18 protein-coding genes are annotated in these 22,114 nt (G+C 68.2%); 9 read left to right on the top strand and 9 right to left on the bottom strand.

Translation table 11 applies throughout. The annotated features are described in order from the left end of the window. Nucleotides 1-70: 70 nt before the first annotated feature. Entirely contained in the window at nucleotides 71-1,165 is a 1,095-nt protein-coding gene (nadA, locus tag R3A49_02335; protein ID MEZ5169569.1) for a quinolinate synthase NadA, read from the top strand. A gap of 29 nt (nucleotides 1,166-1,194) precedes the next feature. Here nadA and R3A49_02330 read toward each other — a convergent pair whose 3' ends face one another. Continuing rightward, nucleotides 1,195-2,262, bottom strand: coding sequence for a glycosyltransferase family 4 protein (locus R3A49_02330; protein MEZ5169568.1), 1,068 nt, complete (start codon nucleotides 2,260-2,262; stop codon nucleotides 1,195-1,197). 152 nt (nucleotides 2,263-2,414) lie between these two features. Between R3A49_02330 and R3A49_02325 the strand changes: the two genes are divergently transcribed. From R3A49_02325 to R3A49_02310, 4 genes are read left to right on the top strand one after another with little or no spacing between them, the layout of a single operon-like run. After that, on the top strand, nucleotides 2,415-3,008 hold the full coding sequence (locus R3A49_02325; protein MEZ5169567.1) for an acyltransferase: 594 nt from the start codon (nucleotides 2,415-2,417) through the stop codon (nucleotides 3,006-3,008). Between the two features lie 17 nt (nucleotides 3,009-3,025). Next, nucleotides 3,026-4,081 (top strand): DegT/DnrJ/EryC1/StrS family aminotransferase, encoded by a 1,056-nt coding sequence (locus tag R3A49_02320; protein MEZ5169566.1) that lies wholly within the window; start codon nucleotides 3,026-3,028, stop codon nucleotides 4,079-4,081. After that, on the top strand, nucleotides 4,078-5,079 hold the full coding sequence (locus R3A49_02315) for a Gfo/Idh/MocA family oxidoreductase (protein MEZ5169565.1): 1,002 nt from the start codon (nucleotides 4,078-4,080) through the stop codon (nucleotides 5,077-5,079). Before R3A49_02320 ends, R3A49_02315 begins: the two co-directional genes overlap by 4 nt. Further along, entirely contained in the window at nucleotides 5,076-6,377 is a 1,302-nt protein-coding gene (locus tag R3A49_02310; protein MEZ5169564.1) for a nucleotide sugar dehydrogenase, read from the top strand. Before R3A49_02315 ends, R3A49_02310 begins: the two co-directional genes overlap by 4 nt. Here R3A49_02310 and R3A49_02305 read toward each other — a convergent pair. Beyond that, nucleotides 6,374-8,209 carry a nucleoside-diphosphate sugar epimerase/dehydratase gene (locus tag R3A49_02305; protein ID MEZ5169563.1) on the bottom strand — a complete coding sequence of 612 codons (1,836 nt, stop codon included), beginning with the start codon at nucleotides 8,207-8,209 and terminating at the stop codon, nucleotides 6,374-6,376. The two genes, R3A49_02310 and R3A49_02305, sit on opposite strands and share 4 nt — an antisense overlap. Before the next feature lie 63 nt (nucleotides 8,210-8,272). Between R3A49_02305 and R3A49_02300 the strand changes: the two genes are divergently transcribed. Further along, complete coding sequence (locus R3A49_02300) at nucleotides 8,273-9,274, top strand: glycosyltransferase family 2 protein (protein ID MEZ5169562.1); 1,002 nt, start codon at nucleotides 8,273-8,275, stop codon at nucleotides 9,272-9,274. Here R3A49_02300 and R3A49_02295 read toward each other — a convergent pair. From R3A49_02295 to coaE, 7 genes are all read right to left on the bottom strand, one after another. Then, entirely contained in the window at nucleotides 9,211-9,921 is a 711-nt protein-coding gene (locus R3A49_02295) for a class I SAM-dependent methyltransferase (protein MEZ5169561.1), read from the bottom strand. The two genes, R3A49_02300 and R3A49_02295, sit on opposite strands and share 64 nt — an antisense overlap. Nucleotides 9,922-9,925: 4 nt before the next feature. Further along, nucleotides 9,926-10,615 carry a sugar transferase gene (locus R3A49_02290; GenBank protein MEZ5169560.1) on the bottom strand — a complete coding sequence of 230 codons (690 nt, stop codon included), beginning with the start codon at nucleotides 10,613-10,615 and terminating at the stop codon, nucleotides 9,926-9,928. Then, complete coding sequence (locus R3A49_02285) at nucleotides 10,612-11,769, bottom strand: DegT/DnrJ/EryC1/StrS family aminotransferase (protein ID MEZ5169559.1); 1,158 nt, start codon at nucleotides 11,767-11,769, stop codon at nucleotides 10,612-10,614. The genes R3A49_02290 and R3A49_02285 overlap by 4 nt, the downstream gene beginning before the upstream one ends. A gap of 51 nt (nucleotides 11,770-11,820) precedes the next feature. Beyond that, nucleotides 11,821-13,581 carry a hypothetical protein gene (locus R3A49_02280; protein MEZ5169558.1) on the bottom strand — a complete coding sequence of 587 codons (1,761 nt, stop codon included), beginning with the start codon at nucleotides 13,579-13,581 and terminating at the stop codon, nucleotides 11,821-11,823. Between the two features lie 13 nt (nucleotides 13,582-13,594). Then, nucleotides 13,595-16,465 carry an excinuclease ABC subunit UvrA gene (uvrA, locus tag R3A49_02275; GenBank protein MEZ5169557.1) on the bottom strand — a complete coding sequence of 957 codons (2,871 nt, stop codon included), beginning with the start codon at nucleotides 16,463-16,465 and terminating at the stop codon, nucleotides 13,595-13,597. A gap of 62 nt (nucleotides 16,466-16,527) precedes the next feature. Beyond that, the gene (gene uvrB, locus R3A49_02270) at nucleotides 16,528-18,543 is read right to left on the bottom strand and encodes an excinuclease ABC subunit UvrB (protein ID MEZ5169556.1); all 2,016 of its coding nucleotides are present in this window, start codon (nucleotides 18,541-18,543) and stop codon (nucleotides 16,528-16,530) included. A 42-nt stretch (nucleotides 18,544-18,585) separates the two neighbouring features. Beyond that, a complete protein-coding gene (gene coaE / locus R3A49_02265; protein ID MEZ5169555.1) occupies nucleotides 18,586-19,191 on the bottom strand; it encodes a dephospho-CoA kinase in 606 nt (201 codons plus the stop codon). 124 nt (nucleotides 19,192-19,315) lie between these two features. Here coaE and R3A49_02260 point away from each other — a divergent pair, with 124 nt between their 5' ends. From R3A49_02260 to R3A49_02250, 3 genes are all read left to right on the top strand, one after another. Next, entirely contained in the window at nucleotides 19,316-21,022 is a 1,707-nt protein-coding gene (locus R3A49_02260) for a GAF domain-containing protein (GenBank protein ID MEZ5169554.1), read from the top strand. Beyond that, nucleotides 21,019-21,657 (top strand): response regulator transcription factor, encoded by a 639-nt coding sequence (locus R3A49_02255; GenBank protein MEZ5169553.1) that lies wholly within the window; start codon nucleotides 21,019-21,021, stop codon nucleotides 21,655-21,657. Before R3A49_02260 ends, R3A49_02255 begins: the two co-directional genes overlap by 4 nt. 260 nt (nucleotides 21,658-21,917) lie before the next feature. Next, a complete protein-coding gene (locus R3A49_02250; GenBank protein ID MEZ5169552.1) occupies nucleotides 21,918-22,109 on the top strand; it encodes a Flp family type IVb pilin in 192 nt (63 codons plus the stop codon). The last annotated feature ends 5 nt before the right edge of the window (nucleotides 22,110-22,114 follow it).

Here is a 22,114-nt window from a genome sequence, read left to right as displayed (position 1 = left end):
AACCCCGCGGCGAGGCGACCGGGCTGCCCCCGCCGGCCACATCGGAGCCATACATCGCAGGAGGCACACCATGCTTCGGCTCCAGGCTCCCCTGCCGGACCTCTACACCCTCGCGTCCGCCGAGGAGCTCGACGCCCGGATCATCGCGGCACGCGGAAAGCTCGGCGACCGGCTGCTGATCCTCGGGCACCACTACCAGCGGCCCGAGGTCTTCAAGTTCGCCGACGCCCGCGGCGACTCCTTCAAGCTGGCACGCTTCGCCGCCGAGAACTCGCAGGCCACCGAGATCGTCTTCCTCGGCGTCCACTTCATGGCCGAGTCGGCCGACGTGCTCACCGGCCCCCACCAGCGTGTGGTCCTGCCCGATCTCAACGCGGGCTGCTCGATGGCCGACATGGCCGACCTCGACCAGGTCGAGGAGGCCTGGGAGTCCCTGGCCGACGTCACCGACATCGACGCCGTCGTTCCCATCACCTACATGAACTCCTCGGCCGCCATCAAGGCCTTCGTCGGCGAGCACGGAGGAGCCGTCTGCACGTCCTCCAACGCCCGGGCCGTTCTCGAATGGGCCCTCGATCGCGGCGAACAGGTGATCTTCCTGCCCGACCAGCACCTCGGACGCAACACCGGCTTCGACATGGGTTACACCGACGCCGACATGTCCCTGTGGAACCCGCGCCTCGAGCTCGGCGGTCTCGACGAGCGCGCCGCCAAGGAGTCGACGCTGCTGCTCTGGCAGGGCCACTGCTCGGTGCACCAGCGGTTCCTCCCCGAGCACATCGACGCGTTCCGGAAGGAGCATCCCGACGGGGAGATCGTCGTGCACCCCGAGTGCATGCACGAAGTCGTGGAGCTCGCCGACCACGTGGGCTCCACCGAACGGATCCTCACCTACGTCACCGACGCGCCGGCCGGTGCCGTGATCGGTGTCGGCACCGAGATCCACATGGTCCAGCGCCTGGCCGAGGAGAACCCCGACAAGACTGTGCTCTCGCTCGACCCGCTCATCTGCCCGTGCTCCACGATGTTCCGCATCGACGCCCCACACCTGGCCTGGTGCCTCGACGAGATCGTGGCGGGCAACCCGGTGAACGCCGTCAGCGTCGACGACGACACCGCCGAATGGGCCCGCGTCGCCCTCCAGCGGATGCTCGAGATCACCTGACCCTCCGGCCCCCGACACCGGGAGCCGGATCAAGCAGACTCACCAACAATCAAGTCATAGAAATCGACGAGTCGCACGCCCTCGGGGTCCCAACTCCAGCGCTCGTCGACCAGGACCCTCCCCCGTCGCCCCATTTCTTCCGCCTCCTCCGGATGGTCGAAGATCCAGTCCACAGCCTCCGCGATGGCCGCGGGATCCAGGGGATCTACGGCGATGCCTGTCCCGGCATCCTCGACGTACTCACGCCACATCGGAAAGTCGGATGCCACGACTGGCACACCGGCCGCCATGTACTCGAAGAGCTTCACAGGCATCGATGGCAGGTGGCTGGGGGTAGGGTGAAGGACGACGAGGCCAGCCCGCGCATCAGCCAGGAGATCAGCCACGCCGGCGCGGTCTGTCCGACCGAGAAGGTCCACCCTTTCCGCTCCGCGACGTTCCTCCATCTCGCGTTCGAGTCGTGGCGGGTGAATGGGTCCGGCGATTCGGAGACGGGCACCGGAGTGCGTGACGTGACCGAACGCATCGACCATCTCCCTCGCTCCGCGCTCGGCAGTCACCGAACCGACGTAGACAACGCTGTTGCTGTCGCGGCTGTACGAGGATGTGCGGGAGAACTCGTGTAGGAGTGGGTAGTTTCGCACGACCGCCGTCCGGCTTTGCGGAAAACGGCGAGCGACCGTCGGTGTCGCCGCTACGACTCCACTGAGCGGCCTGACGAAGAGACGCATCGCCAAGCCCATCAGCCGGCCAACGGGTCGACGGAGGACAGCGGGAATCCAGTCCTTCGTGGCGATTTGATCCGGCAAATCCTCGTGGGCGTCGTAGACCACAATCTTTCCTCCGAGACCGAGGAGGAAGGCAAGCGGTAGGAGTTCCGGATCGTGAAAGTGGTACACAACGCCGCGTTCCCTCAGGGCTCGGATGACAACGGCCCACGTCGTGACCAACATTCGCGTCAATCGATTTCGCGGTCGCGCAACGCTGACGATGCGGATGTTCTCTCTGGGTTCCGACGCGCCCGGAGCCACCAGTACGACATCGAACCCAGCGGCTGCGAGTGTTCGACACTCCTTCTCGAGAATACGGACGTCCAACGCGGAATGGACCGACGTCACATGCACGACTCGACCGCGGGATCGGTTGCCTGCGCGGGTCATCGGGCCAGCAGTTGCCAATATCCATCGCCATGGCTCGGTCTGATCATCGCTACAGTCTTGCGGATGGCCAGCGTGACGGCGTTGACAGTGTGACCATCCAAGCGCACGAGGACGCAGCCGTTGAACCCGGAGCACAGATCGGTGCCGGAACCTCCATCTGGGCTCATGCTCTTGTCCGCGACGGGGCACGTGTGGGCGAGGACTGCGTGGTCGCTCGAGGGGTCTTGATCGACCGGAGCGTGGTAGTCGGCAATCGCTGCAAGCTTCAGGACGGTGCGCTCCTGTACCGGCCGGCGGTACTGGGTGATGGCGTGTTCGTAGGACCCGGCGCCATCCTGACCAACGACCGTCATCCGCGCGCTGTCGCACCCGACGGACTCCAGCTCGGTGGAGACGACTGGAAGCCCCAGCCAGTTCGTATTGGCGACGGGGCCTCCATCGGGGCAGGTGCAACCATCGTCGCCGGTGTGACGATCGGCGCCTGGGCGATGATCGGCGCCGGGAGCATCGTGACTGACGACGTGCCGGAGTTCGCGCTCGTGTACGGCGTGCCGGCGGTACACCACGGGTGGGTCGGCCGATCGGGTCGGGTGTTAACGGAGGAATCCGGCGGCCGTTGGCGCTGCCCGCTAACCGGAGAACGATTCGTCGAGACCGACGGCCACGTCCACATGGCTCCATGATTCCACTCGTTCAACCCATGATCGATCAAGCGGACCGCGGGCGAGTCGACGCCGTCCTCACATCCGGGAACCTCGCCCAGGGCTCCGAGGTTGAAGCCTTCGAGACAGAGTTCGCCGAGGCTCTCGAGAAGCGTCCCACCGTGGCCGTGAGCTCGGGTACGGCCGGCCTTATCACCGCCTTGATGGGACTAGGGGTATCGACCGGCGACGAAGTGATCGTTCCTTCGTTCACCTTCGCCGGAACTGTGAATGCCGTCACGCTGGTCGGCGCCCGTCCGGTGTTCGCCGACATCGAACCGGCGAGCTACTGCCTCGCGCCTGCCTCCGTCGAGCAGTGCATCACCCACCGAACAGCAGCGGTCATTGCTGTCCACCTCTACGGCCACACGGCTCCGATGACCGAGATCTGTGAGATCGCCACACGATCCCACCTTGCAGTCATCGAGGATGCGTGTCAGGCACTCGGAGCGACTCTTGACACTCACCCGGTCGGAACTCTCGGCGATGCCGCTGTCTTCAGCTTCTACGCGACGAAACACATCACAGCCGGCGAGGGAGGAGCGATCACGTGTCGTAGCGACGATGTCGCTCGGCGCTGTCGCACGCTCCGGAACCAGGGTTTCAACGACGAAGGTGCGGCAGTGGGCGTGGGATACAACTTCCGGATGACCGACATCGCAGCATCGCTCGCACGTTCGCAACTCGAGCGCGCGGAGGCCATGCTCAGGACGCGCCGTTCGCACGCGCGCCTGCTGGACACGAAGCTTCGAGGGGTCACGACTCCGACCGTGGCTCCGGGTGTCGAACACGCCTACGGCAACTACACGGTTCGCTGCGAACGGCGCGATCAGGCGCTTCGAGGCATCCGTGATCGAGGAGTCGACGCTCGGGTGTATTACCCGATTCCTGTACATCGGATGCCGGCCCACTCTTCCGAACTCGAGACCGGCGTTGATCTTCCGGAGACAGATCGGGCTTCAGCAGAGGTGCTCTCCTTGCCTGTCGGCCCTCATCTTTCGGCCGATGACATCAATCGCGTTGCCGCCGTCGTGAACGAGGTCACTGATCCATGAGTTCCCTCTTGCGAGCATGCGTAATCGGAATGGGCGTCATGGGCCGGCACCACGTGCGCGTTCTGGGAGAGCTCACGGGTGTCCAACTCGTCGGTGTCGCCGAACCGGAGGGACCGCATGATGCGCCACCGCTGACGTGCCCGATCTTCCGGGACCTCGATGAGCTGCTCGACCAGCGTCCGGACATGTGCGTCGTGGCAGCTCCGACAGTCGACCATGTCGAACTCGGGATGCGCCTGGCTGCGGCGGGGATACCCACGCTCCTCGAGAAGCCACTAGCTGCGACGACCACCGACGGGATGCGCCTCGTGGAGACGTTCGAGGCTGCCGGGGTTCCGGCGGGTGTCGGCCACATCGAGCGCTACAACCCCGCGGTTCAGGCACTCCATTCACGCCTGGCGGCCGGCGAGCTCGGAGAGATCTACCAGGTGGTCACGAGTCGACAAGGACCATTTCCCGACCGAATTCGCGATGTCGGTGTCGTCAAGGATCTCGCCACGCATGACCTCGACCTGACCCCGTGGGTCACGGGATCGACCTATGACACCGTGTCGGCGCACATCCTGCACCGCTCCGGTCGGCCACATGAGGATCTCGTGGCCGTCGCTGCAACGCTGTCCGATGGAGCCGTCGCCAGCCACCTCGTCAACTGGCTCACCCCCACGAAGGAGCGATACATCGCCGTGACGGGAGAACGCGGGCGCTTCGTCGCCGACACGCTGACGGCCGATCTCACCCGCTTCGCGAACGCCAGCGTCCCGGCTCGGTGGGACAACCTGGCCGGGTTCCGCGGTGTCTCCGAGGGCGATGTCCTACGTTTCGCCATCGACAAGCCGGAGCCGCTCGTCAGTGAGCTCTCGGCCTTTCGCGACCTGGTTCGTGGGGAGTCGGCTTCAGTCGTTTCGCTACACGAGGGCTTGGCAGCACTCGAAATGGCCGAACGCGTTCTCGAGGCAGCGGACTCCGACAGCGTCATCCGTCTCCACCCGATTCCGTGACCGTCGCAGTCATCGGTCTCGGCAAGATCGGATTGCCTCTGGCCGTCCAGTTCGCAGGCGCGGGCAACGAGGTGGTGGGCATGGACACTGATCCCGCCGTCGTCGTGTCCGTCAATTCTGGCGATCCATCCTTCCCCGGCGAACCCGGGCTGCGAGACGGTCTGAGAGCTGCGATCAATGCGGGTGTCTTTGCGGCAACGGTGTCAGCGGACGAGGCTGTCGCCGGAGCAACAACGGTCGTCGTGGCCGTCCCCCTCGTCATCGACGATCGTCAGGAGCCGCTCTTCGACCAGCTCGACAGCGCCACTGATGCAATCGGCTCCGCCATCCACGCGGGGACACTCGTCTCCTATGAGACGACACTTCCCGTGGGGACGACCCGACGTCTCGCAGCCGATCTCGCCGAGACGTCGGGCCTAGAGCTCGGAGTCGATCTCTTCGTGTGCCACAGTCCCGAGCGCGTCTCGAGTGGCAGTGTCTTCGCCGATCTGCGTCGTTATCCCAAGCTCGTCGGCGGAGTCGACGCCGCGAGCGGCGCGCGCGCGACAGCCTTCTTCCAATCTGTCCTCACTTTCGACACGAGGTCCGATCTTGCTCGGCCATCAGGGGTCTGGGATCTCGGTTCATCCGAGGCAACGGAGCTCACGAAGCTGATGGAGGTCATCTACCGCGACGTGAACATCGCTCTCTCCAACGAGTTCGCCGTCGCAGCGCAGCGCCTTGATCTGGACATCGAACGGCTCATCGAGGCAGCGAACTCGCAGCCCTTCAGTCATCTCCACTCGCCGGGAATCGCCGTGGGCGGCCATTGCGTCCCCGTCTATCCCCATCTCTACCTGTTCGGTGAGCCCGACGCCCGCCTTCCCCGAGCCGCCCGCGCCGTGAACGACGCGATGCCCGAGTACGGCGCCCGACTCCTCGAGGAGGCTCTGGGCGGCCTGATGGAGCGGCGCGTCGCGGTCCTCGGGCTCGCGTACCGGGGCGGTGTCAAGGAATCAGCCTTCTCCGGGACCGGACCACTCGTAGAGGCGCTCTCGGCTCGGGGCGCGAACGTCGCTGTGCACGATCCTCTCTACACGTCGGAAGAGATCCGCGCTGCCGGCTTCGAGCCCTACGCACTCGGCGAGCGATGCGACGCCGCCGTCGTTCACACCGATCACACTCAGTACGCCGAGCTGGGTCCAGCCGATCTCCCCGGAATCGCCGCCCTGGTGGACGGTCGCCGCCTGACGGACCCGGAGAACTGGCCGAACGTCACATGGCGAGCCATCGGAGGCGGCTCGCACGCTCCCGGTTAGGTCGTCGCCGTCCCCAGGCCTGAGCCACAGAGAGTCTTCATTTGTGCGACAACCACTTCCGCGGGACCAGCGAGATCAATGCTGTCGACAGCCGACGGATCCAACGATGGTACGGCGACCTGCGAGATCAGTGGGTGTGACGGCCGCTGGTCGAGCTCCTCTTCACCCCACAGGACCTCGTGGAGCTTCTCGCCGGGACGCAGACCCGTGTAGACGATCTCCACGTCTCGGTGTTTGATCGCCGCGAGTTGCCGAACCACCTCCTCGATCATGACCGGCTCACCCATGTCGAGGACGAGCACCTCACCCGGTCGCCCGATCGCTCCCGCTTGGACCACGAGCTGCACAGCTTCCGAGACGGTCATGAAGTAGCGGGTCACCTCAGGATCCGTCACGGTCACGGGCCCCCCGACGTCGATCTGCGACTGGAAGCTCTCGAGTGCGGACCCTCGGCTTCCCAGGACGTTCCCGAAGCGCACACTGACGTACCTCCGACCCGACGCAGCCGCCGCGCCCGAGGTGAGCCTCTCGGCGATGCGCTTCGAGTACCCGAGGACGCTGACAGGGTCGGCCGCCTTGTCGGTCGAGATGTTCACGAACGTGTCGACACCCGACGCAGTGCAGAGCTCGAGCAGCGTCTGCGTGGCGACGACGTTCGTTCGGAACCCTTCGGCGGGATGCCGTTCGAGAAGTGGGAGGTGCTTGAGCGCGGCGGCGTGAAACACGACGTCGGGCCTGGCCTGCTGCATGGCGGCCTCGAGGGCGTCCCTCTCGCGGATGTCGGCCAGAATCACACTCTCGTCGTTCAGGAGAGCCTTGCCGGTCAGGGAGAGCTGGACGGCGTGAAGAGCCGACTCGTCGCGGTCGAGCATCGTGAGAGCACCAGGCGCGAACCGGTAGATCTGACGGCAGAGCTCCGAACCGATGGATCCCCCGGCACCCACGACCATCACGCGCGCCCCGGTCACGTACTCCGCGATCGACTCGACGGACGTTTCGATTCCCCGTCGACCGAGGAGGTCACCGGGCGTGACATCACGGATGTCGCCCACTCCGAGGCCACCGAGTAGCTCACGTGTGGACGGAAGGACCTTGACGGCGATGTTCGCCTCGCGGGCGAGCGCCGAGAGTTCGGAGACGAGCGTCCTGTCGGCGCTCGGAATGGCGATCACGAGGGCATCGGCCCGGTGCTCCTTGGCGACGTCGACGATGTCGGCGCGTGTGCCGACGACAGGAATCCCCGAGATCTCGAGGCGTTGGCGGTGGGGAGCATCGTCGAGAAGGGCGACCGGGAGATAGGGGCTCTCGGAATCGCGCAGCATCGACGTCACGAGTCGGGTGGCGCCTTCGCCGCTCCCGAAGACGAGGACACGGGTCAGGTGCTCACCGGTGGGTCGCTTGCGACGTTCCAGGACCAGACGGGTCGCGTAGCGTGTCCCGGCCATGAGCACGAGAGCCAGGATCCCCCCACCGACCACGGCTGTCAGGGGAACCATCCGGGGGTGCGAGGCCATGAAGTCGACAACGAGGACGACGGTCGTCGCCAGGGCCGTCGTCCTGACGAGAGCGGCCACCTCGTCGAACGATCCGTGGTGCCAGCGACCGGCGTACAGGCCGAAGAGCAGCGCCGACGACATGTGCGCCGCCGCGACCACGGGCAGGATGAGCACCTGTCCGCCGGCACTGAGATCCGACAGGTTGAAATCGACGCGGAGGAACGACGCTGTGGTGATCGCCAGCATCCACGCACACACGTCGACGACCGACCACCGGAGCTGGCGGGGCGCGATCACCCGCCATCCGGCGTGTCGCCGTTCTGCGTTGTGGGCCATGCACACCCTCGATTCGGATTCCCCATACTATTCGTCCCGTTCGTTCCCCTCTTGAGGACCCGCATGACATTCGAGGCGGTCGCCGCACGCCGTGACGTGACACCGGTGACTGTGATCGTGCCGCTGTTCAACGATCGCGAGGGCATCGTGCGCTGCTGTGCGAGCCTCACAGAACAGCGTTCGGAGGTCTCGACCATTCGCGAGATCCTCGTCGTCGACGGTGGCTCCACGGACGGATCGCGCGAGGCCGTGTCCGCCTGCGCCGGTCGGGACCCGCGCGTTCGACTTCTGGACAACCCCGACCGGTACGTCTCCCACGCGCTGAATCTCGCAGTGAGCGAGGCGTCGACCGATGTGTTCATCCGGGTGGACTCACATACAACAGTCGCCGACGACTACGTCGACACCGCCGTCGCAACGCTCGAGACGACGGGGGCCGACGTCGTGGGTGGCCCGATGCGGCCGGAGGGGCGAGGGGACTTCGGAAAGGCCGTGGCCTGGGCCCTTCAGTCGCGGTGGGGAATCGGGGGTTCCCGGTTCCACCGGGACGACTACGAGGGCGAGGCCGACAGCGTCTACATGCTCGTCTGCACCCGGGCCACGTTCGAGAGGTTCGGGCCGTTCGACGAACGCCAGGTCCGGAATCAGGACGACGAGTACACGTACCGCGTGAGAGCTCGGGGGGGACGTGTGTGGCTGACCCCGAAGCTGCGTTCCACCTACGAGCCGCGCTCCGACCCCGCGGGACTCGCGACGCAGTTCTTCGGCTACGGCCGCTACAAGCCACGGGTTCTCCGGAAGAACCCCAGCGGCCTGCGGTTGCGCCACCTCGCGCCTCCCGCTGCGACGCTCGCGTGGTGCGCGTTGCCCCTGGGCCGTCGCCATCGCTGGATGGCGGCACCGGCGGTGGCACACCTCGCCGGGATCTCCCTCGCCGCGGCCACCGAAGGCCCGGCGGGATGGCGCGAGCGCGTCCTCGCACTCTGGATCATGCACGTGGCCTACGGGGCCGGGTTCCTCGTCGGGCTTCCCGACGCGTTCGAGCGCACCAGCACACCTGCGTAGTGGGTCCGCAACGATCGGAAGCCTTCGAGGAACCGGGCCACACGCGGAAGGTGTTCGAGGCGCCGCGCCAGCGGTGGGGCGAGGACCGCCCTCTCGAGGTGCCGATCGAAGCCCGGGAAGAGGCGGGCCAGGTCCGCGTCGGTGATCGGGCGGACGTGCCGGTTGCGCGGGTTGTCGCGAAAGAAGTCGAACCACACGATCGCGCCGTCGGTGCGCAGGACCCGCGTGATCTCCGACGCGATCCGGCCCGCCACACTGTCGTCGAGAACGGAGCTGAACAGCGTCGAGCAGATGACCGTGTCGACCGAGCCCGGGCGAAGGGGCAGCTGCTGGCCGTCGCCGCGTACCGCGAGGATGCTCGGATGCGAACGGGGCACCTCGCCGATCCGATCGGCGAGAACATCGATGCCAACGGCGGCGGATGCTCCGGTGTCGATCGCCCAGCGGAGAACGTCGCCGGTGCCGCAGCCGACCTCGAGGGTGGTGCCGAGCACGTGCGACACTCCACGGAGAGCCCGGCGCCATGCCTCCGAGCGCGCGGACGCGCGGGCTCTGACATCGGAGCGTGACGGGTCATAGAGGTCACCGGGCCGTCGCGCGCCGTAGACGCGTTCGACCCGCTTCCTCTCCTCCGACACGGGATCCACGGAACTACGGCACCCGGCCGTCGGCATCGGGGAGCAGCCCCTGGGCCCGCAGACGCTTCTCGATGGGGGTGGTGGTGCCGGGTGCCAACGCCCGGAGCACCAGTGAGATGAGAACCTCGGCGTCGATCCGCGGGGAGGCGTTCTCGACGTACCACGCGTCCAGCGCCACCTTGGTCGGGAGAATCCGCTCGCGGTATGCAGCGACCGGGTCCGACGCTCTGAGGGCGCGCCGTTCGTCGTCCGCGATGGCAACCTGGGTGGGCCCGCCGATGCCGGGGCGGGCCTGGAGGATCAACCGCCACCGTGGATCGTCCACGTCGACGAGCTCGGGGACCTCCGGTCGCGGGCCGACGAGTGACATCTCCCCGGTGGCGACGTCGATGAGTTGCGGGAGCTCGTCGAGGTGGGTGGCCCGGAGCCAGCGGCCGACACGCGTGACCCGCTCGTCGGAGGTACCCGTGATGCGCGCCCCGGCGGCCTCGCCTCCCGGTTCGTCGGCCGTCATCGAGCGCAGCTTCCGCATACGGAAGACCCGTCCGCCCTGTCCGACACGTTCGAGGCGGATCACCGACGGTCCCGCCGAGTCCCGGCGCACGACTATTCCCAGCGCCGCTATCACAGGAGCGGCGACCGCGGCGAGAACCGTGCCGAAGAGGCGATCGACGCACTGGCGCCACCGAAGCCATGCGCTCATGGAAGGGCGTCCGCCAGTGCGGCCACCACGCGGTCGACGTCGACGTCGGAGAGACGCGGGTGGAGCGGGAGGCTGAGGGCCCGGTCAGCGACCGACTCGGCGCCGGCCACGCCGGACGGGCCGACCGTTGCGTTGTCGCGGAACCAGCTCAGCCGGTGGAGCGGCGGGAAGTGCACACTCGTCCCGATCCCGGCTCCGCTCATCGCCCGACGCACCGCTTCGCGGTCGGTACCGGCCGGCACCAGCACCACCATCAGATGGTCGGCTCCCCCGGCCGCCAGCTCCGGCGGGACACACGTCACCCCGTCGACCTGCCGTAGCGCAGCGCGGTAGCGAACGACGATCTCGCGCCGTCGGCGCTGCATGTCGGGGAACCGTGCCAGCTGCGTGCGGCCGATCGCCGCCAGGAGGTCGGGGAGGTTTCCCTTGATCCCGGCCATGGTCACGTCGGGAACGTCCAGGGACCCCGGTCGATACCGGCCCTCGGCGCCTTCGCCCAGCCCGTGGAGCCTGTACCGCCGGGCGAACGCCGCCGTGTCGGGATCGGTGGTGGTGAGCGCTCCCCCCTCGCCGCAGGGCAGGTTCTTGGTGGCGTAGAACGACAGGCACGTGAGGGGCCCGTGGCCTCCCACTGCACCGCGGCCGTCCGTGGCACCGAACGCGTGGGCGGCGTCCTCGATCAATGGCAGGCCCGCCGCTGCGCACACCTCACGAATCGTGCTCGGCAGCGGCACACCGCCGACGTGCACACCGACGACGGCGTCGAGGCCCTGGTCGATCGCCCTCTCGAGTGACTCCTCGGCCAGGTTCAATGTCGTCGGATCGACGTCGAGGAGCACGATCTCGGCGCCTCGGCGCGTCACGGCGAGGGCGCTCGACGGAAACGTCCACGTCGGGACCCCGACCCGCGCTCGGGCGGTCACGGGCACGGAGGCGGCTGCGATCTCGAGTGCGGCGGTGCACGACGACGTGGCGACGACGAACGCCCCGTCGAGATGTGCCGCCAGCTCCTTCTCGAAGGCCTCGCACTCCGGGCCCGTCGTCCACCATCCGCTCCGGAGAACAGTCGCCACCGATGCGAGGTCCGCGTCGTCGGCAGCGGGCGGAGCGAAGTCGATGTGCCGTCCGGAGGCCTGCGCGTGATCCTGGGACACGGTGTGAGGATAACGACCACCCGCAGCGGCGACGCTCACCCCGATGGCGGGTCAGCCCACCGCCTCGTAGTGCGTGATGGTCACGTCGACACCGGGGAGGAACTGCGCGGTGTCGACCGCGTCGGGCTCGTACGGACCGACCGGCCCGACCGGAGGGCGGCCGTCGTCGATGTCGACCAGTGCGAACTCGTCGACGTCGAGCTCCTCCAGCACATCGGCGAGCTCCGTGACCAGGGAACGCCGGGGCAACGTGAGGTAGCGACCATCCTCGTAGAAGGCTCCGGCCTCACGCAGTTGGTACGGCGACGCCGAGATCACGACGGGCTCCGGGCGTTCCTCGAGGACCCGGCCGAAGTCCGCCAGGGCGTGCGACCGCTGGACGGTCCATGCAAAGCCGAAGACGGTGACGGCGATGGCGGGCCCGACGAGCAGGGCCGTCCCGACACGGCCGAGGTCGCGGAGTGCGACGGTCGCCACGACGAGGAGAAGCAGCCCCGACAGGAGGAGGTAGCGGCCGCCCCACTGGGGGCCGGCGCCTCCGACGTACGCCGTCAACAGGACGCCGGGAATGGCCAGGAGCGCTATCGCCCCGATCATCCGTCGGTCCGGTGTTTCCCACATCGCCACCACGCCGTACGCGGCGAGCGGGGAGGCGATGAAGAGCCCCGGCAGGAAGCTCAGCCGATCGGCGAACACGGCGACAAGAAGCGTCCACGCGGTGAGCATCATCGCCACGGGGACGAGACGGCCACCCCCGCGCCGCCGCAAGAACGCCGCCCCGCCGACGAGTGTCACCACGATGACGAACCCGATGGCTGCGTCGAGCGCAGGCTCCTGGATGCGGTTCAGCCCGAGCAGACTGCGGAAGGTTTCATCGATTCGCTGGGCGGAGTTCTCCACGGCGTCCCCCGCGGCGCCGGTCGCTCGCCCCGATCTCAGCGAGGCACCGAGCCACGCACGTTCGAGGAGGTCGTTGGCGAGCAACGGGAGGGCGACACCGACCAGTGCGGCACAACCCGCCGCGAGGCCCCGACGGGCCGCAGCCGTCAGCTTCCTGCGACTCGTTCGCGCATCCACGAGCAGCCGCACGAGAACGACGACGGTGGCGACGGCGCCGAAGAGAAGGGCCTCCGTGCGCATGGTTCCTGCCACACCGAAGAGGAGGCCTGCGACGCCTGCCCGCCACCACTCGCCGGAGTTCCGGAAGGCATCCACGAGGGCCACGACCGCCCACGCCATGAGTGCAAGGCCCACCGAGTGCTCCCAGAACACGAGTGCGTACAGGGCGACCGGTGACGCCAGTCCCGTGAGCCAGTAGGCGCTCCAGCCCGTGTGTGCTCCGAGCCGCATGGCGAGCGAGCGTGCAGCGAAGGCCGTTGCCACGGATCCGAGCATGGCGAGCAGGACGACCGCGCGGTAGCCGCCGACCCACCACAGCGGAATCGCAGGGCCGAGGAACGGAAGCGTCGTGACGGGGACCCACGCGTCGTCGACCCGATGCGTCTGGTACAGCGCGTGGAAGGACCCGTCCGGGTCCGCCTCCTCCGCCCAGTACCCGACGTCGATGTCGACGCCGCCGTTCTCCTCGGCGGCCCGGACGGCGGCGACCTTGGAACCGACGTCCGAGCTGAGGGAGCCACCCGGGTCGGTGACGAACGAGCCTGCGACGTAGACGAGGAAGAGCACGATCCCGGCCACGACGGGGCGGCGGAGGGCGGACGCAACGCGCGTGGAGGCGGACGGGCGGTTCCCCGTACCGGGGTCCCGCCCGATCTCGGGATCGTCTGCTGTCATCGACGGTGGAACCGGCACGGGGGGTCGCGGGTCAGCCGAGGCCCAGGATCGGTGCCAGGAAGCGCCCTGTGTGGCTCTCGGGAACCTTGGCGACCGCCTCGGGTGTGCCTTCGGCGACGACGGTGCCGCCGCCGTCGCCTCCCTCGGGGCCGAGGTCGACGAGCCAGTCGGCCGACTTGATGACATCGAGGTTGTGCTCGATCACGAGCACCGTGTTGCCGGCGTCGACCAGGCGGCCGAGAACCCCGAGCAGGCGCCGGACATCATCGAAGTGCAGGCCGGTCGTGGGCTCGTCGAGCAGGTAGATCGTGCGGCCCGTCGAACGCTTTCCCAACTCCGTCGAGAGCTTCACACGCTGCGCCTCGCCGCCCGACAGCGTGGGCGCCGGCTGGCCGAGGCGCACGTAGCCGAGACCGACGTCGACCAGGGTCTGGAGCCGTCGGGCGATGGCGGGCTGGTTCCCGAAGACCTCGAGGGCGTCCTCGATGGAGAGGTCGAGCACCTCGGCGATGTTGCGGTTCTTCCAGGTGATGTCGAGGGTGTCGCGGTTGTAGCGGGCGCCCTTGCACACCTCGCACGGCACGTAGACGTCGGGGAGGAAGTGCATCTCGATCCTCAGCGTGCCGTCGCCCGAGCAGGCCTCGCAGCGGCCACCCTTCACGTTGAAGGAGAAGCGGCCCGGCTGGTAGCCGCGCACCTTCGCCTCGTGGGTCTTGGCGAACAGGGCGCGGATCTTGTCGAAGACACCGGTGTAGGTGGCCGGATTGGAACGGGGCGTGCGGCCGATCGGCGACTGGTCGATGTTGATGACCTTGTCGAGGTGCTCCTCGCCGTCGATGCCCTTGTGGCGGCCCGGCACCTCGCGGGAGTTGTAGATCCGCTTCATGAGCGCCCGGTAGAGGATGTCGTTCACGAGCGTGGACTTCCCCGAGCCACTCACACCCGTGACGCAGACGAAGCAGCCGAGGGGGATCTCCACGTCGAGGTCGTGGAGGTTGTGCTCCCGGGCGCCCCGTACGGCGAGCCACTCCTCACCCGGGGCCCGGCGCAGCTCGGGGACAGCGATCTCCCGCTCCCCCGAGAGGTACTGACCGGTGATGGACGCGGGTGTGGCGGTCAACTCGTCGACGGAGCCCGACACGACGATCTCGCCTCCGTGCTCACCGGCGCCCGGACCGATGTCGACGACGCGGTCGGCGACACGGATGGTCTCCTCGTCGTGCTCCACGACGAGGACGGTGTTGCCGAGGGAGCGGAGGCGGAGCAGCGTGTCGATCAGTCGCCGGTTGTCGCGCTGGTGCAGGCCGATCGACGGCTCGTCGAGCACGTAGAGCACCCCGACCAGCCCGCTCCCGACCTGGGAGGCGAGGCGGATCCGTTGCGCCTCACCGCCGGCGAGCGTTCCCGACGAACGGTTGAGGCTCAGGTAGTCGAGACCGACGTCGAGGAGGAAGCGCAGCCGCTCGTTGACCTCCTTCAGCACCCGTTCGGCGATCATCGCCTCGCGTTCGGACAACTGGACCTCGGCGAAGAACTCGGCGGTCCCGCGAATGGACATGTCGCCGACCTCGTGGATGCCCTTGCCACCGATCGTGACAGCGAGCGACGCCGGTCGCAGGCGGGCACCACCACACGCCGGGCACGGAACGAGGCGCATGTAGCCCTCGATCTGCTCACGCGACCGGTCGGAGTCGGTCTCCTCGTGGCGACGCTCGAGCCAGGGGATCACACCCTCGAACCTGCTCGAGTACTGACGCTGGCGCCCGAAGCGGTTCCTGTAGCGAACGGTGAACTTCTGGCCACCGGCTCCGTGAAGGATCGTCTTCTTCGCCCTCTTGGAGAGTCGTTTCCAGGGCTTCTCGGTGGAGAATCCCTCCTCCTCGGCGAGCACTCCGAGGACGCGGCTGAAGTACTCGCCGCGAAAGCCCGCCCACGGGGCGATCGCTCCGTCGTCGAGGCTGAGATCCTCGTCGGGGACCACCAGTTCGGGATCGACCTCGTAGCGCGTGCCGAGCCCGTCGCAGGCATCACACGCTCCGTAGGGAGAGTTGAACGAGAAGTTGCGCGGTGCGAGCTCCTCGAAGGAGATCCCACAGTGGTCGCACGCCAGGTGCTCCGAGAAGGTGAGGAGCTCCGGTTCCTCGTCGTCAGGAGCGTCGCCGTCGGTCTGGCGGGGCACGATCTCGATCTCCGCGACGCCGTCGGCGAGACGGAGTGCGGTCTCGAGGGAGTCGGCCAGGCGGCGCTCGATGCCCTTCTTCCGCACGAGGCGGTCGACCACGATTTCGATCGTGTGCTGCTCGTAGCGCTCCAGCTCAGGCTGGTCGCCTCTCGTCTCCGACAGGTCGATCACCTCGCCGTCGACGCGCGCCCGGGTGAATCCCTGCTGCGCGAGCTCCGCGAGCATGCCGTCGTACTGGCCCTTGCGGCCCCGCACGACCGGCGCCAGCACCTGGAAGCGCGTCCCGTCGGGCAGCTCGAGGACCCGGTCGACGATCTGCTGGGGGGTCTGGCGGGTGATGACCCTCCCGCACTCCGGGCAGTGCGGCACACCGATGCGGGCGTAGAGAAGGCGCAGGTAGTCGTAGACCTCGGTGATCGTGCCGACGGTGGACCGTGGGTTGCGCGACGCCGCCTTCTGGTCGATCGAGATCGCCGGTGACAGGCCCTCGATGAAGTCCACGTCGGGCTTGTCCATCTGGCCGAGGAACTGACGTGCATACGCCGACAGGGACTCCACGTAGCGTCGCTGCCCCTCGGCGTAGATCGTGTCGAAGGCGAGGCTCGACTTCCCCGAGCCCGACAGGCCCGTGAAGACGATCAGCTCGTCGCGGGGAACGGTGAGATCGATGTTCTTGAGGTTGTGCTCACGCGCCCCGCGGATGACGAGGGAGTCGGTCATCGGCCCAGTGTAGCCAGGTCGGCACGTGGATCGAACGGATGTTCGGGGTGCGGTGAACCGGCTCAGCCGACCTCACGGAGCTCGCGCTTCAGGTCGGAGAGCTCGTCGCGCAGCCGCGCCGCCTCCTCGAAGCGGAGGTCGCGGGCGGCCTCGTGCATCTCGGCCTCGAGGGCCTGGATGAGGCGCCCCAACTCGTCGTCGGGCAACTCGGCGACGTCTTCAGCGAGCCGGCGCCGGCGCCCCGACCGGTCGCGGCTGCCGGCCGTGGCGTCGCCGTCTCGGGCCTGGACCATCTCCAGGATGTCGACCACCTTCTTGCGGATGGTCTGGGGATCGATGCCGTGCTCGGCGTTGTACTCGAGCTGTCGCTTCCGCCGACGCGTCGTCTCGCCGATGGCCGTGCGCATCGAGTCGGTGACCTGGTCGGCGTACATCACGACCTGCCCGTCGACGTTGCGGGCCGCGCGGCCGATCATCTGGATGAGCGACGTGTCGGAGCGCAGGAAGCCCTCCTTGTCGGCGTCGAGGATGGCCACGAGCGACACCTCGGGGAGGTCGAGGCCCTCGCGCAGGAGGTTGATGCCGACGAGCACGTCGTACTCCCCCAGCCGGAGGCTCCGCAGGAGATCGACCCGCTCGAGGGTGTCGACCTCGCTGTGGAGGTAGCGGACGCGCACACCCAGCTCGAGGAGATAGTCGGTGAGATCCTCGGCCATCTTCTTCGTGAGCGTCGTGACGAGAACTCTCTGGTCGGCCTCGGCCCGTTCGGTGATCTCGGAGACGAGGTCGTCGATCTGGCCCTTCGTGGGGCGCACGATGACCTCCGGGTCGACGAGACCCGTGGGGCGCACGATCTGCTCCACGACGCGATCTGATCTTTCGATCTCGTAGTCACCGGGTGTGGCCGACATGAAGACGACCTGGTTCACGCGCTCCTCCCACTCCTCGAAGCGCAGCGGGCGGTTGTCGAGAGCGGAGGGGAGCCGGAATCCGTGCTCGACCAGCGTGTCCTTGCGCGACTTGTCGCCGGCGAACTGGCCGTGGAGCTGCGGGACCGCCACGTGCGACTCGTCGACGACCATGACGAAGTCGTCGGGGAAGTAGTCGAGCAGCGTGTAGGGCGGCTGGCCGGCATCACGCCCGTCGAGATAGCGCGAGTAGTTCTCGATCCCCGAGCACATCCCGACCTCGCGCAGCATCTCGATGTCGTAGGTGGTGCGCATCCGCAGGCGCTGCGCCTCGAGCAGCTTGCCCTTCTTCTCCAGGTGTCGGAGCCGGTCGACCATCTCGAGCTCGATGCCCTCGATGGCGTCGCGCATCCGCTCGTCGGAGGTGACGTAGTGCGAGGCCGGGAAGACGACGAGACGGTCGAGGGGCTCCATCACCTCGCCTGTGAGGGGGTCGAACGCCACGATCCGCTCCACGTCGTCGCCGAAGAGCTCGATGCGCACGGCGTGCTCCTCGTAGGCGGGGAAGACCTCGAGCGTGTCGCCGCGCACACGGAACTTGTTGCGGGTGAACTCGTAGTCGTTGCGCTCGTACTGGAGGTCGACGAGCTTCGTGAGGATGTCGCGCTGGTCGTGGCTCTCCCCGACCCCGACCATCAGGAGCTGGCGGGCGTACTCCTCGGGGGCCCCGAGCCCGTAGATCGCGGACACCGACGCCACGACGATGACGTCGCGGCGTGTGAGGACCGCAGCCGTGGCCGAGTGGCGCAACCGGTCGATCTCGTCGTTGATCGAGGAGTCCTTCTCGATGAACGTGTCGGTGGCGGGAACGTAGGCCTCCGGCTGGTAGTAGTCGTAGTAGGAGACGAAGTACTCGACGCGGTTCTTCGGGAAGAACTCGCGGAACTCGGCCGCCAACTGGGCGGCGAGGCTCTTGTTGGGCGCCAGCACGAGCGCCGGGCGCCGGAGGCGCTCGAGCATCCCGGCGATCGTGAACGACTTCCCCGATCCCGTGATCCCGAGGAGCGTCTGGAACCGCTCACCCGCCTCGACACCCTCGACCAGACGCTCGATGGCCTCCGGCTGGTCGCCCTCGGGTGCGAAATCGGCGATGAGCTCCAGATCGGCCATGTGGCCACTGTACAGACCGGGTGTGACGACGAACGCGGCTTGTCAGTCCGCGTGCCGGGCCCGCCGGGCTGCGTCGATCTCGGCCCACAGGCGGTCGACCTCGCGCTCGAGGTCCTGCTCGTCACCGGAGTTGTCGATGACGGCGTCCGCCACGGCGCGCCGCTCCCCGTCGGTGGCCTGGCTGGCGATCCGGGCCTCGGCGTCGGCCTGCCCGAGCCCACGCCCCTCGAGGCGTCGCAGGCGCGTGTCTCGAGGCGCCTCGACGACGACGACCATGTCGTAGGTGCGGAAGCCCTTCTCGACGAGCAACGGCACCTCCATCACGATCACGGCATCCGCCGGGGCAGCGGCGACCCTCTCGAGGAGAGCCTCCCCGATGGCCGGGTGCGTGATCGCCTCGAGATCGGTGCGCGCGGCGTCGTCCTCGAAGACGAGTGCCGCCAGGGCGGGGCGGTCGAGAGACCCGTCGGGGCCCACAACCGCCTCCCCGAAACGTTCCACGACGGCGTCGAAGGCCGGGCGTCCCGGCTCGACGACCTCACGGGCCAGGGCGTCGGTGTCGATCACGATCACGCCGCGGCGGGCGAGCAGGTCGGCCACGGCCGACTTGCCGGACCCGATACCCCCCGTGAGGCCGACGGTGAACATGGGCCGGCAGTCTACGGACGTCGCTGCCGCCGGGGTCGTGGTGTCGTTCGCTCCCGCTGGTCACCGGGACGGCGACGGCATGGCATGGCGCGGCGTGGGCGGCGGCCCGTGGGACAATCGGGGGGTGAGCGTCACGCCGGGCCCCGTATCGACCACGTCGGCGCCGATACCCCCACTCGGCCGGGCGCGTACGGCGGCCGGCGACGCCTACCTCTCGGAGATCGTGCGGGACCGGTCGTTGGGTGTCCTGGCGACCTTCATCCGCTGGACGGCACTTCTCATCGCGGGCGCGCTGCTGTTGCTGCGTGTTGCTCCGCGTACGACCGGCACGGTCGTGGCGGCCGTCGCGCTCGTGGTGATCGCCACGTGGCGCTCCTTCGTCCCGATCAGGGTGGAAGGTCGCCCGGCGGGCCTCGGTGCCATCGGGATCGAACTGCTCCTGACGGTCGTCGCGGTGTCCATCAGCGGCGGATGGGACAGTGCCTTCGTCCTCACGCCCGCCACGCCCGTCGTGATCGCCGGGCTCGGCTCGGGCTATGTGGCCACGATCGGAGCAACGATCGTGGCCATCGGGGGGATCATCGTCGGTGAGCTGATCACGGGCGGCGTGAGCGACCACGCCCGATCAGGTGCGCAACTGACGCTCGTGTACGCGACGATTTCCGCGGCGTGCGGGTTTGCCCGCGGCCTCGCGCTCGACATCCAACGGCGCCAGGCCCGCGAGGCCAGCGACCTCCGGCGCCTGGGCGAGGTCAACGACCTGCTCCGGGCGTTGCAGAGCCTCAGCCGCTCACTGCCCGCCCGCCTCGATCTCACCGACGTCCTGGCGTCGACCCGCGACCAGATCCGCCGCATCACGGAGTACCACGCCCTCGTGGTGCTCCTGCGGAGGGAGGCGACCTCCGACTGGTCCGTCGAGATGGCCGACGGCACCTCCCTGCACCGAACCGTCGACGACGCGGCTCTCCCGCCGGCCGCTGTGATCGCCCTGGCCGACGACCGTGTCGTTCTCGAGACCGACCTCCTCGCCACGGGCCACACCGGCCTTTCCCCGAGCGCCCGGAGCGCGCTGTACATCCCGCTCATCGCGGGCGAGCGCACGACGGGGCTCCTGGCGCTGGAGCACCGGAGGCCGAGAGCGTTCGGAGCCGACGAGGTCCGGATCCTGAGCGGGCTCGCCACACCCGTCGCACTCGCTGTCGACAATGCCGTGATGTTCGCGAGCATCCGCACGCTGGCGGCCGAAGAGGAGCGCGCGCGCATCGCGCGTGAGCTCCACGACGACTTCGCGCAGTCGCTCGCGTACGTCTCGTTCGAGCTCGAGCGGCTCGGCGCCGAGAACGACGACCCGCAGATCGACCAGCTCCGCGACGTCGTGCACGCGCAGATCTCGGACCTGCGCCTGGCGCTGTACGACCTGCGGGTCACGGTCGACGACCGACGGAGCCTCCGAAGCGCCCTGGAGGACTACACGCGCCACTGGGCCGCCCGGACCGGTATCCAACTCGACCTCCGTCTCCCCTCCTCCGACCGTCGGCTCCCCCTCCCCGTCGAACGGGAGCTCCTCCGGATCGCCCAGGAGGCTCTCACCAACGTCGAACGGCACGCCGACGCCTCCGAATGTCGGCTGTCCTGGGAGCAGACCGGCAGCCGAACGCGACTCGAGGTCGTCGACAACGGCCGGGGCTTTCGCGGTGATGCCGAGCGGGACGGCCACTACGGTCTCACCGGCATGGACGAACGTGCCGCCGCCATCGACGCGCACATCACCCTGTGGAGCGCTCCCGGGCGCGGGACACGGGTGACCGTCGAGGTCGAGTGCCCGCAATGACGCGCGTGCTACTGGCCGACGACCACACGCTCCTCCGTCATGCACTGCGGTCGGCCCTGGAGGAAGCCGACTTCGACGTGGTCGGAGAGGCGGGCGACGGCGGTGAAGCCGTCCGGCTGGCGCTCGACACCGCGCCCGACGTGATCGTGATGGACATCACGATGCCGGTCCTCGACGGCGTGGAGGCGACCCGCCAGATCACCGCAGAGCTGCCCGATGTCAGGGTGGCGGTCCTCACGATGCACGGGGACGGGCGGCTCCTGGCCGATGCCGTCCGGGCCGGCGCCGTCGCATTCATGGGCAAGGACTCCGCCATGTCCGACGTCGTGGCAGCCGTGCGGTCCGTGGCGGCCGGAGAGGTTGTCCTCACCCCCGAGATCGGCGCCGGGATGCTCGGTGAGCTGCGGACGCCCGAACCGGGCGGCGACAGGGCGTCACCGCTCACGGGCCGGGAGGAGGAGATCCTCCAGCTCGTGGCCGACGGGCGCTCCACCGCCCAGATCGCCGAGGAGCTCTTCATCAGCACGAAGACCGTCAAGAACCACCTGGCGTCGGTGTACGCCAAGCTCGACGCCAGGGACCGCACCCAGGCCGTTCTCGACGCCGTCCGCCAGGGGATCGTGCAGCTGCGCTGACGGCGCCTCCGACACCTCCTGTTACCCGGCGGGCACCGGCACGGCGGCCGGCGGCCATCGCGCCCGGCCCGGGCCGTACCCGGCGACAGCGTACAGGTACTAGTCATTTCGAGCTAATGCGCCATCCTCACACATCGGGCACAATGGGCCGCACGACCCATACCATCCACCACGCTGCGTGTCGATAATGAGGTTGACACCCGGGAGCTCCCCGGGTTCCGTGATCCGGGACCCCCGGTCGAACAGGAAAGGCACAATCCATGAACCTCCTCTACGTGAAGGCTTGGCTCCAGACCCGCTTCGCCAACGACGAGCGTGGTGCGACCATGATCGAGTACGTGCTCCTCGCCGCGCTCATCGCCGTCGTCGTCATCGCCGCCGTGACGCTGGTCGGGAACGAGACCAGCGAGACCTTCAGCACCGTCGGCAATGAGCTCGACAAGGTCAACTAGCGAGG

The organism is Acidimicrobiia bacterium, assembly GCA_041394025.1.
GTDB lineage: Bacteria > Actinomycetota > Acidimicrobiia > IMCC26256 > JAOSJL01 > JAOSJL01.
The sequence above is the reverse complement of the archived record's forward strand: the minus strand, read 5'-3'. Positions and strand labels throughout refer to the sequence as shown.